This is a genomic window from Paraburkholderia caribensis (assembly GCF_002902945.1).
GTDB lineage: Bacteria > Pseudomonadota > Gammaproteobacteria > Burkholderiales > Burkholderiaceae > Paraburkholderia > Paraburkholderia caribensis.
In genome coordinates this window covers 2,139,883-2,152,228 of record NZ_CP026101.1, presented here as the reverse complement: position 1 = coordinate 2,152,228, position 12,346 = coordinate 2,139,883, and the positions used below count along the sequence as shown (strand labels likewise).

Genomic DNA, 12,346 nt, shown 5'->3' with positions numbered 1-12,346 from the left:
AGTATCGGCGAGATTGTGGATGGACGGCAAATGCGTGGCACGATGGGGAGCATGGGGGCGCGACGCAAACGCTGCGCAGTGTGCACGCAATTCGCGTACCGTTCATGCGTTGGCAAATAGCCGGTTACACTTCCCGTTCCTCGCCCGACTCTTTGACATGACATCACGCTATCCGATCCCGCCGAACGAAATCGAACTGACGGCCGTGCGCGCCCAGGGCGCGGGCGGGCAGAACGTCAACAAGGTATCGAGCGCCATTCATCTGCGCTTCGACGTGCGCGCATCGTCGTTGCCCGACGTGCTGAAAATGCGCCTGCTGGCGATGAGCGATCATCGGATCACGCGCGACGGCATCGTCATCATCAAGGCGCAGGAATACCGCACCCAGGAAATGAACCGCGCGGCAGCGCTGGCGCGGCTCGACGCGTTGATCGACAGCATCAGCGTGACCCGTAAGGCGCGCGTCGCGACGCGGCCGACGCGCGCGTCGAAAGAACGCCGGCTCGAAAGCAAGGCGAAGCGCAGCGACGTGAAATCAGGACGGCAGCGCATTTCGCACGACTAGGGCGCGACCTGGGCACGACAGGCGCAACAGCCGCGCCGCGTGCGCTGCCTCAAACGGGGCTCGCGTTACGCACTTCGGGCAGGAAATCGACGCAAAACACATGCGTCGCGCCGTTGCGCTGGACGGTGACAGCCGCCGTGTAGCAGTCCTGGCCATCCATCAGCGAACAGTGCGGCCCCATCATCGCCACGCGTCCCGGCGCGGCGAGCGCGTGCTTGAAATACGCGCGCCGCGACCAGTTGTTGCGCGTGTCGGGAATGAGCGGCGCGAGCCGCGCGGGCGGCGACGGCGTGCCGCTCGCGGTGATCGACGGCGCCAGTTGCTCGCCGCGATCGCTCAGCACGAACACGCGGCGCGCGTCGGGCAGCAGGAAGACGGGCCTGGCGGCCTCTTCCAGGTCGCCTGTCTGCATGTAGAGCGCGGCGCCCGCCAGCACGGCTTCCGTAAAACCCTCGAAGCCCGGCCGCTGGTAGCGCGAATGCGAGCGCTCGTAGCTTTCGAAACGTTGCCACATCTGCCCGATCAGCTCGGGCACGCGCGCAGTGGCCGCCTGGATCGACGCTTTCGGCTGGCCGAACCAGTAGCCCTGGATGAAATCGACGTCGGCCTGCATCAGCGTCATCAGTTCGTCTTCCGTTTCGACGCCTTCGGCGAGCACCAGCGTGCCCGACTGGTGCAACATGTTGATCAGATGACCGATCAGCGAGTTGTCGTTGTCCTGGCGGCCCGCGCGCGCCACCAGCGAGCGGTCGAGCTTCACGATGTCGGGCCGGAAGCGCCACACGCGATCGAAGTTCGAAAAGCCGGTGCCGAAGTCGTCGATGGCAATCAGGAATTCGCGCGGTTGCGACGCGGCAAGCATGCTGGCCACGGCGGATTCGTCGTCGGCGGGCTGTTCGAGCACTTCGATCACGATGCGTTCCTGCGGCAGTCCGAAATGCTCCGACAGTTCATCGATGAACGGGCGCTGCGGCCAGCCCGTTTCGAATACCTGCGGGCGCGTGTTCAGGAACAGCCATCCCGTCTCGATGCCTTGCGCCATGAAGTTCGCCACATGCAGGCAGCGGGCGAGACGGTCGAGCGCGCGCGCGTCGGCCGTCGAGCGGGTGCCTGAAAAGAGCACGGCGGGGGAGATCGGATGACCGACGGGATCGAAGGCGCGCAGCAGCGCTTCATAGCCGACCACGCGCTGATGCGTCACGGAGACGACCGGCTGGAAGACGCTGCGCAACGTAATGGTTCGCCACGGCGCGGCCCATCCGGCCTCGTCCTGCACCATATGCTGCAGAAGGCCAGCGAGCGTCGTATCGTCGACGTTTGGCATGACGGCAGATTGTCCTATGCAGCGTGCGGCGCTCGCCCGTGTGCAGCGACATGCCGGCGGCAGGCATGCGCTACATCGGCGCAATGGAGGTCGGGCCCGAAGGCGATCGGATCGATGCCGTTCACGCGCGACTCCGCTCAGTTGTGCAGTTCAGTTCGTCGAAATCAGTCTAGCAGTTCGTATGCGATTCGAATGTTCGGGTTATCACAGACGGCTACAAGTGTCCGCGCAGTTATGACTCGAAGTTGGCGCAGATTGCCGGCGCGTTTGTGGCAGCGGCGCTATGCTGCTGGTTTTCCAAAACTGGAGTGCAGCATGTCGGAAATCGCGGTGGTGGCGATCTCGGTGGCGAAGCCGGGCCATGAAGAGCAGTTGCGCGCGGCGCTCGAGGGCATTGTCGGACCGACGCGCAAGGAGCGCGGTGCGTTGCAGTACGATTTGCATCGCGATTTGCGCGAGCCGCGCCGCTTTGTGTTCTTCGAGCGTTGGGAAAGCGAGGAAGCGCTGGCGGCACACGCAAAGTCCGCGCATATCGAAGCCTACAAGCAAGCGTCCGCGCAATGGATCGAATCGGCGGAATTGCGCATCGTGTCGAAGATCGCGTAACCGCGAGCAGGCGCAGCGGGCGAGGCCGGAAACAGCAAGGCCCGGCAGCATGGCTGCCGGGCCCGGATTGAAGCGCAATGATGCGCGATGAAGCAATTCAAGCGCGCAACATGCTCAGTGCGGCTCAGTGCGTCGCTTGCGGCACGTCGAGGATCAGGATGATCGTCCAGTCTGCGTCGCCTTCGTGATGATACTGGCGCTCCGCGACGATGAACGGCTGCTGCTTGCCGGCCGGTCCGAGAAACAGCACGTCGCCTTCCATCGGCAGACATTCGACGGGCGGCAGCGCAAGGAACGCATCCTGATTGCCGCGCGGCATGAGTTTTTCGATCTTGCGGGATGCTGCTTCAGTCCATTCGATGTCCAGCTGGATGTTGCTCATTCTGTCCTCCGCACCAGGGGCGCACGCGGGTTGGGTGAATTGGGTTGATTCTTCGGTGCGCGACTTTAGCATAACGTCGATGAGCGTCTCGCGACACGCGATGTGCCGCCCGTCATCGGACTCCCGCCAGCGCAAAAATAAAAAAGCCGAGGCCGTGTTGAGCGGCTTCGGCTTTTTACATGGCGAGGTGAGTGATCCAGCCGCGAAGCGCGCCTGCATGTTGCTGCGCGCGGGCCGATGGGGCAATGCAGTGCGCTTACTGGGCCGGCGCGGCCGGCTTCTTGTGATGCATGCCCTTATGGTGTTTCATCTGCGCCGGCGGCGCGCTTTCCATCGCCTGCTGCTTGGCCTGTAGATCTTGTGCGCGCTGCTCGACGTCGGCGGCCTTTGCCGGATCGGTGCTCATCCGCACGCCTTGATCTTGCGCGTAAGCCGCGCCCGTCAGTGCCGAGAGGGAAACCAGGATTGCCAGGGACACTTTCTTCATCGTTGCCTCCGTAGAGAGTGGTTGTGGACCCGAGTATGGCCTGTCCGTTGGAACGACAGTGCATTCTAGCCAGCAATGTTCAGTCCAGCGCGACTTCTGTAACAGAATTCACAGACAGTTACGTCTGGTTACATTCGTGGGTGGCGGTTGCGAAGCCGCTCCGCAGCAGCCGTCGCGTATCGACCGTATTGTGATGCGCTTCGCCGTGCGTATCGCGACAAGTCAGATTTTCCCATTCTGCATGAACGCGCGGTTGCCGGGCAGCCGCCTGGAACTCCACTCCGAATCCATCGGATAGCTAAACAAGTTGCCACACTCGCGGCGCGCGTATCAGAACCAGCCAATTTGCCGGTAGACATGAAACTGCGCAATGCCGATCAGTTCATGCAGCGCGATTTCGGCGTTGAAGAAGTTTGCCCGGCGGGGTAGCAGGCCGCGCGTTGCGTGACGGGTGTTCGACACGACGGCTAGCGGCTTCATCCCGAAGTGGTGGAAGTCGAGCAAGGCGCGCGGCATCTGAAAGGCGGACGTGACGAGGATCAACGAACCGTAATATCTGTCCGGCAGAATGGCAGCGACGTTGCGGGCGTTTTCGTACGTCGTCATGCTGGTGTTTTCGAGGATGATATCACCCCGCGGCACGCCTTCGCGCAGCAGGTAGGGCAGGTAGGTGTCGGCTTCCGACGCTTCGTGCCGCTGCGGATTGCCGCCGCTGATGATCACGTGGCACACCGGGCTGGCCTGCTTGCAGCGCGTGTAGAGATCGGCGCTCTTGACGATCCGGGCGATCCCGTCCGTGGGCGGAACGAGCTTGCCGTCGCGTTGAATCGTGCCCGTGCCGAGCATCACGATGGCGGTGTGCGCGGCGTAGGTTGCGGGAGCAACCGTCTGTCCGCCGGGCGGCGCGCCGCGCTGGGCGAGATCGAGCAAGGGCTGGGCCAGCCAGCCCGCGCCGAGCGCCCAGAAAACCACGATGGTCGTCACGCCGATTAGCGTGCGGGCGCTGCGCAGCAGCATAAAAGCTGCAAAAAAAAGCAGCAATAAAGTTAAGAGAATCAATTTTATTGGGGTAACGTATGGTATTCGGACATTCCACCCGCGGACTATCGCGCCGTTCCGGTCGCATCGCCGCCAGTTGGAAGCAGAACGCTAGCACGGCGTTCACACGGGGGCCGAAATAAACGGCGGCCAATGGCCGCATTGGCGGCTAGGGCGTGACTTCTTCGCCTTCCGTCATGCGCACGTCGGCAGACGTGCCATTGTGTCGCGAACAAATAAGTCATGGCTGCACTTTAAGAAAGAAGTGAGATGACCGCTTATTCCAACGAAGTCGTACTCGAGGCGCTGCGACGGGCGCAATACCGTCAGGTGCCGTGGGCCAAGCGCCCGGGCGTTTTTCAATATCTCCGTTCGCTTGGCATGATGGACACCGTTCGTCAACGGACAGTCGCTCCTGCGCCCGGTTTCCATGCGCCTGTGGACATTGCGGTGCTGACCGAACTCGGCCGCGCCGAATTCGCACGGCTCGCGCGCGATGAGCGCTCTCTCGACTGGGACGCGCGCCGTGTGCGCAGCTACGTTTTCGCCGGCGCGGTCGCCGGAGAGAGGGCAACGGCCGTCTAGGCGACGGTGCATCGCAGGGCGCGCGCACGTGAGAACAACGTAGCGCGCGGAAAACGCGCCGCATGAGGGCGCGTCGAGGGCATGTCGCCGCCAATTCCCCCGTTTTTACACTTCCTTTATGACGCCCGATATGCTCCGGGCGGCGCGCCGTGCGCGCGGACCTGACCCGTGTCGACGCAAAAAAAAAGCCCGTATCGCGAGGATACGGGCATACCGGAATTACTTCTGCCACGCTGTGCTTAATGGCATTGATGAGACTGGCTGCGCCGCAGGTGGTTCCCGATATCGCACATCTTCGACGTACGTCATCGTCAGGCGGCCCGTCCCGCCGGTGTGAGCGACGCGCACCTAGTGCGCGGGCGCATGCGGCCGCGGCGGCACGTCGTCTCGCTGGCCGTCGGGCCGCGCGCGAACGTTACTCGCGATATCGCCGCGCAGGTCGCCTCGCGGCGCCGGTGGCGTGAAATTCTGATTGCGCGCTTCCGCCTGCTGCCACGCCTGAAGCGTGGCAGGCTGCTCCGGCCGCCAGTTCCAGCCTTGCGGTCGTTGTTGCGCGAATGCAGACGCGGTGAGCAGTGAGACGAGCAGGCCGCAGACATACAGTGACATTGGCCTCATGATCGGTTCCCGACAAGCCGGCCGGGACGGGCTTGTTTGCGTACTCACACGGTATGCCGCGCTGCGAAAGCGTGCTGTAAATAAAAGTAAATGGATGTTTCGTCCCGTCACCGTCGATATGCTGATCGGATGACTGTGGACGCAGGCGGGCGGGAAGGGCGTCAGCGCCCGCCTGCGGCGATGCGCATGGACGGACGCGCCGATGTTGTAACCGGCGGAAAAATCGGCGGACGGATCAGGCCGTCGTGAAGGAAGCGGGGGGCGTCACTCAGCGTTCGCGCGCATGCGACCGAGCCCGCAGACGGGTGCCGCGCCTCATCGGATCGCGGGGAATCGGGCCGGACGGGCGCCGGCCTCAGAAACGCGCCGGGCGCCCAAGGGCGCCCGGTTGCGTGAATAGCTATATCAGGCCATCTTGACCGGCGCGCGCCACGATTCCGGATTGGTCCAGAACGCGCCGCGCAGACGGTCGCGGCTGGGCGGTGCGGGCGGCTTCGCAGCCGTTGCGCCGATGCGTCCGCGCAGCGAAATCTCGCGACCGCTCGTGCCGAGACGCTTCACAATTTCCGCGAGTGTACCGTCGGCTTGCCATTCGTCGAAACGACGACGGCACGTCGGCGGCGACGGATAACGGCCCGGCAACTTGGACCAGCCCTCGCCCGTCGACAAAACCCACAACACGGCGTTGACTACCGCGCGAGCTTCGACGCGTGGTCGACCACGGCGCTCGCTCCGCGCGGGCTCCGCACAGAACAACGCCTCAACCAGCGCCCACTCGTTGTCTCTCAAATCGTCGAACACCATCATGTTTCACCTCAGCGAAGCTAACTCCGGTGCGCTGCCCCGCGCTGCGCACTCTTCATGCGCCCGATCGGTACCGGGCGCCGGCGGAGAGCCGGCCTATGCCGTAGCGAACCGTTTTTTCACCAGTCCGAATCAGCGCCGACTCTTGTGCAAGGGGAAATGCATGAAGCGTGCCACCTTTCACTTAACCGCCTCGAAGCCCCGCCACATCAAGCCGTTTCGGGCGTTAGCCTGGCCCGTATGAGAATCCAAAAAACTCATCACGCAAATCGGGACAATCACCAATCTTGTGCAATCAGGCCCGTCCCGCGTGCGTTTGCGCCTTCTTGCTGCATTGCAGCGAATTCGACGAAACAGTGCGCGAACGCATTCCAAGGCATAAGATTCGCATCAAACGACGTCATTCATGAGGAGAAGGGATGAATGTGACGCTGCGCCAACTGCGCGTGTTCATCGAAGTGGCACGGCTGCAGAGTTTCAGCCGCGCGGGGAGCGAGATCGGGCTGACGCAATCCGCCGTCAGCCGGTGCGTGCGGGAGCTGGAGGCTGAGATCGGCCTGAAGCTGATCGACCGGACCACGCGCGAAGTCCAGTTGACCGACGTAGGCGGCAATCTGGTGGCGAGTGTGTCGCGCCTGTTGACCGATCTCGACGACGCGCTGCGCGAGATTCGTGAAATCGGCGAGCAGCGGCGCGGCCGCGTGATGGTGGCGGCCAGCCCGACCATTGCGTGCCGGCTGATGCCGAATATCGTCGCGGCATGCGGCGTCCAGTTTCCATACATCACGCTCGGGCTGCGCGACGACGTGCAAAGCGACGTCGTGCGCAAGGTCAAGTCGGGTGAGGTGGACTTCGGCGTCGTGATTGGCCCGCTGTCCGCCGACGACCTGTTCACCGAGCCGCTGATGACCGACTCCTTCTGCCTGGTGTCGCGCGAAGACCATCCATTGGCGTCGCGCGCCCAGGTCGCGTGGCGTGAACTGGACGGCGAGCGTCTGGTGATGCTCGATCACGCGTCGGGCAGCCGGCCCATCATCGACGCCGCACTGGAAGCGCACAGCGTGAGCGCCAATATCGTGCAGGAACTCGGCCATCCGTCGACGGTATTCGGACTGGTGCAGGCCGGGATCGGCGTGAGCGTGCTGCCGTGGCTCGCGATGCCGCTGCCGGCGGACTCGTCGCTGGTGGCGCGGCCGCTCGTGCCGCGCGCCGAACGGACCGTCGAGCTGGTGCGGCGGCGCGACCGCTCGCTGTCGCCCGCCGCCGACGCCGTCTGGAACCTGATTCATCAGGTGCCCGGCCGGACCGAGGACTTGCGCTGAGGCCGCGATCGCGCGCCTGCCGGATTCACTCCGTCCGTAATTTGGGACACGTTACACTGGCTCCTTTCGACAGACCCGCCCGGACCCTCGATGCACCAAACGGACTTGCCCCAGTCGCAGCTAGCTGAATCGATACCCACCGCCAGACCCGATGCCCGCGACGCGGTGCGCGCGCTGCGGCCGTCGCAGATCCGCGAAGTGGCGAACGCCGGCTTCGGTTTGCCGGATGTGTTGCCGTTCTGGTTCGGCGAGTCCGACCGCGTGACGCCACCGTTCATTCGCGATGCCGCGAGCGCGGCGCTCGCATCGGGCGCGACCTTCTATACGCATAACCTCGGCATCGCGCCGTTGCGTGAGACGCTCGCGCGCTATGTGAGCGAGCTGCACGGGCCGACATCGGCCGACCATGTGGCCGTGACGAGCGCGGGCGTCAATGCACTGATGCTGGCGGCGCAACTGGTCGTGGGCGCGGGCGACCGCGTGGTCGCCGTGACGCCGCTGTGGCCGAACCTCGTCGAGATTCCGAAGATTCTCGGCGCGCACGTCGACACCGTGTCGCTCGGTTATGGTGCAGATGGCTGGCAGCTCGATCTGGAGCGGCTGCTCGCCGCGCTGACGCCGGATACGAAGCTGTTGATGCTGAACTCGCCGAACAATCCGACCGGTTGGGTGATGAGCCGCGACGAGCAGCGCATCGTGCTCGACCATTGCCGGCGCCACGGCATCTGGATCGTCGCCGACGAGGTGTACGAGCGTCTCTACTACGCGGGCGAGCCGGGCGACAGTGCGCCGTCGTTTCTCGATCTCGCCGCGCGCGACGAGCGGGTGATCTGCGTCAACTCGTTCTCGAAAGCGTGGCTGATGACGGGCTGGCGGCTCGGCTGGATCGTCGCGCCAGCCTCGCTGATGGACGATCTCGGCAAGCTCGTCGAGTACAACACGTCCTGTTCGCCGGCGTTCGTGCAACAGGCGGGCATCGCGGCCATCGAGCAGGGCGCGGCCTTCACGCGTGAACTGGTCGCCGATTTGCGGGCTTCGCGGGATCATCTGGTGAGGGCGCTGTCCAGCGTGCCGGGCGTCGACGCGAAGGCACCGCCGGGTGCGATGTACGTGTTCTTCTCGTTGCCGGGCGCGTCGCGCAGTCTCGATCTGTGCAAGGCGCTGGTACGCGATGCGAGGCTCGGCCTCGCGCCCGGCAGCGCGTTCGGACCCGAAGGCGAGGGCTTCGTGCGCTGGTGCTACGCGTGCGACACCGCGCGCCTCGACGCGGGCGTCGAGCGGCTCAAGGACTATCTCGAACGGCACGGCGCCGGGCGTTGAATGCGCTGACCACGCGAAAAGGCGCCGCATGCCGAACTCACGCGGCGCGCCGACGCGTTATGCATGGCTGTGTATGTCGATGACGGTGCAGTTTGGATTTCGTCTTTACGCACCGATTGTTTTTGCGTAATATGGCAGCCAGTCACGCGGTTCCCTCGCGGAATTTCGCTGCTCCGTCGTCCGGCTGGGTTTGGCTCGATGCCTTTTTCGCCTCCCCCCGGTGCGTGCTCCCATCAATATGACCGATCAGAATCGGGCGAGCGCGTCTTCAGTTCCACATCGTCTGTTTGATCCGGTTTCTTTGACCACAGGGTCTGACCTAGCTGCATGAATACCCAAGAGGCGAAGATCGTCCTCGAGACTGCCTTGATCTGCGCGCAGGAGCCGTTAAAGCTCGGTGATTTGCGTAAGCTGTTTGCCGACGGCGTGTCGGCGGATACGGTCCGCACGTTGCTTGAAGACCTGAAGCACGATTGGTCCGGACGCGGTGTCGAACTCGTCGGACTGGCGTCCGGCTGGCGTTTCCAGAGCAAGCCCGCGATGCGCACGTATCTCGACCGCCTGCATCCCGAGAAGCCGCCGAAATATTCGCGCGCGGTGCTCGAGACGCTTGCGATCATCGCGTACCGGCAGCCCGTCACGCGCGGCGATATCGAGGAGATTCGCGGTGTGACCGTGAACACGCAGGTCGTGAAGCAGCTCGAAGACCGCAGCTGGATCGAAGTGATCGGACATCGCGACGTGCCGGGCCGCCCGGCGCTTTACGCGACGACGCGCTCGTTTCTCGACGACCTCGGCCTGAAGTCGCTCGAAGAACTGCCGCCGCTCGACGACCCGTCGGCGCAATCGAACATCGATCTGCTCGCGCAGCATGCAATCGAGTTCACCGACGGCGAAGCGGTCGAAGACGCGGTCGATGGCATGGCTCATGCTGCGCAGGAAGATGTCGCGCTGCCAGATGTCGCCGCCGAGGCTGAGCGCGCCGGCGAAGAAACGCAATCGCAGCCAGATGCGGACGAAGCGGCATCGTTCGAGGAAGACGTGCACGCGGCGTCGCAGGCATCTGCCGAATACAGCGTCGAACGCACGGATGCGTTGGCGTACACCGAACACCGCATCGCCGATGAGGCGACGCACGAGACAGAACTGGCTCATGAAGCCGGTTTCGACGCGCAGTCGGAAGAGCAACACGAAGACACGCGCGAATTGGATAACGAGACTGGGGACGCGGCTAGCGCCAACCCGGCCGGACCAGACCAGAATCAAGCGGTGCATGACGATCAGCATGATCGCCGCGACACCGCACCCGACGCGGGCGAACTCGCCGACGACGAAACCGAGTCGCGCAGCGCCTGACGTAACCGTACTTTTTGCCGCGCCCGCAATGGGCGCGCGACCTGACATTTTGAGGTTGTTTTGACAGACATCCACGACACCGATTCGTCCGAATCCGAGCGCGCCGTCGCTGCCGCGCGCCCCGACGAAACGCGCACAGCGCAAACGTCGGCGGGCGACAGCGAACGCGGTGCCCATGCGCCGGACGCCGAGGGCGACGATCGCCCGCGCCGCGGTTTGCGACGCGGCCCGCGCAGCCTGATCGCGCGCCGCCGCGCAGGGACGAAGGCGAAGGCGGCCGACGCTGCCGCGCAGCCGGCACCCGTCGTGACGGAAGCGCCGCCCGACGGCGAAGTCGTCGCGCAAGTGCGGATGCCGCGCAAGGACGCGGCCGCCAAGGGGCAAGGCCAGGGCGGCCGCCGTGCGGGCGGCAAGCAGGGCGGCCAGCAGGGCCCCCGGCAAGGTAATCAAGGCAATCAGCGCAAGAGCCGTGGCGGCGAAGCGGGTGACGTGGCTCCCGCGGCCGCGGCCGAAGGCGACAAGCAGGATGATCTGTTTTCCTGGGTGACTTCGCCCGCCTTCGATGCCGACAACTCCGCAACGGGCGGCGTGCGTGCACCGATGCTGCGCCGCGGCCGGCCCGTCGCACCCAAGCGCGTACTGTCGCCGGACGACGACGCGCCCAAGTTGCACAAGGTGCTCGCCGAGGCGGGCATGGGCTCGCGCCGCGAGATGGAAGAGCTGATCGTCGCGGGCCGCGTGTCGGTCAACGGCGAACCGGCGCACATCGGCCAGCGCATCATGCCGACCGATCTGGTGCGCATCAACGGCAAGCCCGTCAAGCGCAAGCTGCAGAACAAGCCACCGCGCGTGCTGCTGTATCACAAGCCGACGGGCGAAATCGTCAGCCACGCTGACCCGGAAGGCCGTCCGTCGGTGTTCGACAAGCTGCCGCCGATGAAGACCGCGAAGTGGCTCGCTGTCGGCCGCCTCGACTTCAATACGGAAGGCCTGTTGATGCTGACCACGTCGGGCGATCTGGCGAACCGGTTCATGCATCCGCGCTACAGCGTCGAGCGTGAATACGCGGTGCGCGTGGTCGGCGAACTGGCGGAAGGCAACCGGCAAAAGCTGTTGCATGGCGTCGAGCTGGAAGACGGCCCGGCGAACTTCCTGCGCATTCGCGACGGCGGCGGCGAGGGTACGAATCACTGGTATCACGTCGCGCTGGCTGAAGGGCGCAACCGCGAAGTGCGCCGGATGTTCGAGGCCGTCGGCCTGATGGTCAGCCGGCTGATCCGCACGCGTCACGGTCCGATCACGCTGCCGCGCGGCCTGAAGCGCGGCCGTTGGGAAGAGCTCGAGGACAATCAGGTGCGCAGCCTGCTGGCATCGGTGGGCCTGAAGGCACCGACCGAGGAGAAGGGCGGACGCCGCGGCGAGCCGGAGCGTCGTCAGCCTGATCCGATGCAGACGTCGATGGGCTTCATCAACCGCGAGCCGGTGCTGATGTCGCACGGACGTTTCGATCAGCAGCAACCGCGAGGCGGCGGCCAGAACCGGCGTGGCGGTAAGGGCGCCGGTGCCTTCGGCGCGTTGAATTCTGGCGTGGGCGGCGGCTTCGGCAACGGGCAACCCAATCGCGGCGAAGGGCGTGGCCGTCCGGGTCGCGGCGACGTCGACGGCAATCGCGCGCCTTCGGGCAACCGCGCGGGTGCGGGCGCCAACCCGAAGCGCGGCGGCAGCGGCGGTGGCCGCACGCCGAACGGTGCGCCGGGTGGCAACCGTTCGAACAACGGCGGCAATCGCACGGGCGGCAATGCTGGCGCCGGCGGCGGCAATCGCAGCGGCGGCGCGCCACGCAACCGTTCGCGCGGACGCTGATCGGTTGTCGTCGCGGGCAGTCTCGATCTGCCCGCCGCGCTGCATGATTGAATGACCGGGGCGTTCGCGCCCCGGT

12 protein-coding genes and 1 pseudogene are annotated in these 12,346 nt (G+C 65.0%); 7 read left to right on the top strand and 6 right to left on the bottom strand.

Annotated features, from left to right (window positions below):
- Window positions 1–157: 157 nt before the first annotated feature.
- A complete protein-coding gene (gene arfB, locus C2L66_RS09560; RefSeq protein ID WP_054930250.1) occupies window positions 158–565 on the top strand; it encodes an alternative ribosome rescue aminoacyl-tRNA hydrolase ArfB in 408 nt (135 codons plus the stop codon).
- A gap of 49 nt (window positions 566–614) precedes the next feature.
- On the opposite strand, the gene C2L66_RS09555 is transcribed toward arfB, so the two are convergent.
- Window positions 615–1,889 carry an EAL domain-containing protein gene (locus tag C2L66_RS09555; RefSeq protein WP_060600386.1) on the bottom strand — a complete coding sequence of 425 codons (1,275 nt, stop codon included), beginning with the start codon at window positions 1,887–1,889 and terminating at the stop codon, window positions 615–617.
- Window positions 1,890–2,204: 315 nt separating this feature from the next.
- On the opposite strand from C2L66_RS09555, the gene C2L66_RS09550 reads away from it, so the two are divergent.
- Window positions 2,205–2,495: a putative quinol monooxygenase gene (locus C2L66_RS09550; RefSeq protein WP_060600388.1), complete on the top strand. Its 291-nt coding sequence runs from the start codon at window positions 2,205–2,207 to the stop codon at window positions 2,493–2,495.
- Window positions 2,496–2,619: 124 nt separating this feature from the next.
- On the opposite strand, the gene C2L66_RS09545 is transcribed toward C2L66_RS09550, so the two are convergent.
- From C2L66_RS09545 to C2L66_RS09535, 3 genes are all read right to left on the bottom strand, one after another.
- Window positions 2,620–2,877: a hypothetical protein gene (locus C2L66_RS09545; RefSeq protein ID WP_007588495.1), complete on the bottom strand. Its 258-nt coding sequence runs from the start codon at window positions 2,875–2,877 to the stop codon at window positions 2,620–2,622.
- Between the two features lie 256 nt (window positions 2,878–3,133).
- On the bottom strand, window positions 3,134–3,364 hold the full coding sequence (locus tag C2L66_RS09540) for a hypothetical protein (protein WP_036004626.1): 231 nt from the start codon (window positions 3,362–3,364) through the stop codon (window positions 3,134–3,136).
- A 330-nt stretch (window positions 3,365–3,694) separates the two neighbouring features.
- Window positions 3,695–4,381: a YdcF family protein gene (locus tag C2L66_RS09535; protein WP_060600390.1), complete on the bottom strand. Its 687-nt coding sequence runs from the start codon at window positions 4,379–4,381 to the stop codon at window positions 3,695–3,697.
- A 291-nt stretch (window positions 4,382–4,672) separates the two neighbouring features.
- Between C2L66_RS09535 and C2L66_RS09530 the strand changes: the two genes are divergently transcribed.
- The gene (locus C2L66_RS09530; protein WP_054930255.1) at window positions 4,673–4,987 is read left to right on the top strand and encodes a hypothetical protein; all 315 of its coding nucleotides are present in this window, start codon (window positions 4,673–4,675) and stop codon (window positions 4,985–4,987) included.
- Window positions 4,988–5,335: 348 nt separating this feature from the next.
- Here the strand turns inward: C2L66_RS09530 and C2L66_RS09525 are convergent, their stop codons facing one another.
- Window positions 5,336–5,605, bottom strand: coding sequence for a hypothetical protein (locus C2L66_RS09525; protein WP_054930256.1), 270 nt, complete (start codon window positions 5,603–5,605; stop codon window positions 5,336–5,338).
- A gap of 408 nt (window positions 5,606–6,013) precedes the next feature.
- Window positions 6,014–6,409: pseudogene (locus C2L66_RS09520) on the bottom strand (transposase); the annotation flags it as partial.
- Window positions 6,410–6,828: 419 nt separating this feature from the next.
- Here C2L66_RS09520 and C2L66_RS09515 point away from each other — a divergent pair.
- From C2L66_RS09515 to rluB, 4 genes are all read left to right on the top strand, one after another.
- A complete protein-coding gene (locus tag C2L66_RS09515) occupies window positions 6,829–7,731 on the top strand; it encodes a LysR family transcriptional regulator (RefSeq protein WP_054930257.1) in 903 nt (300 codons plus the stop codon).
- A gap of 90 nt (window positions 7,732–7,821) precedes the next feature.
- A complete protein-coding gene (locus tag C2L66_RS09510) occupies window positions 7,822–9,051 on the top strand; it encodes a pyridoxal phosphate-dependent aminotransferase (protein ID WP_060600391.1) in 1,230 nt (409 codons plus the stop codon).
- A gap of 327 nt (window positions 9,052–9,378) precedes the next feature.
- Complete coding sequence (gene scpB, locus C2L66_RS09505) at window positions 9,379–10,407, top strand: SMC-Scp complex subunit ScpB (RefSeq protein WP_060600393.1); 1,029 nt, start codon at window positions 9,379–9,381, stop codon at window positions 10,405–10,407.
- Between the two features lie 60 nt (window positions 10,408–10,467).
- Entirely contained in the window at window positions 10,468–12,270 is a 1,803-nt protein-coding gene (rluB, locus tag C2L66_RS09500) for a 23S rRNA pseudouridine(2605) synthase RluB (RefSeq protein ID WP_060600395.1), read from the top strand.
- Window positions 12,271–12,346: the final 76 nt, after the last annotated feature.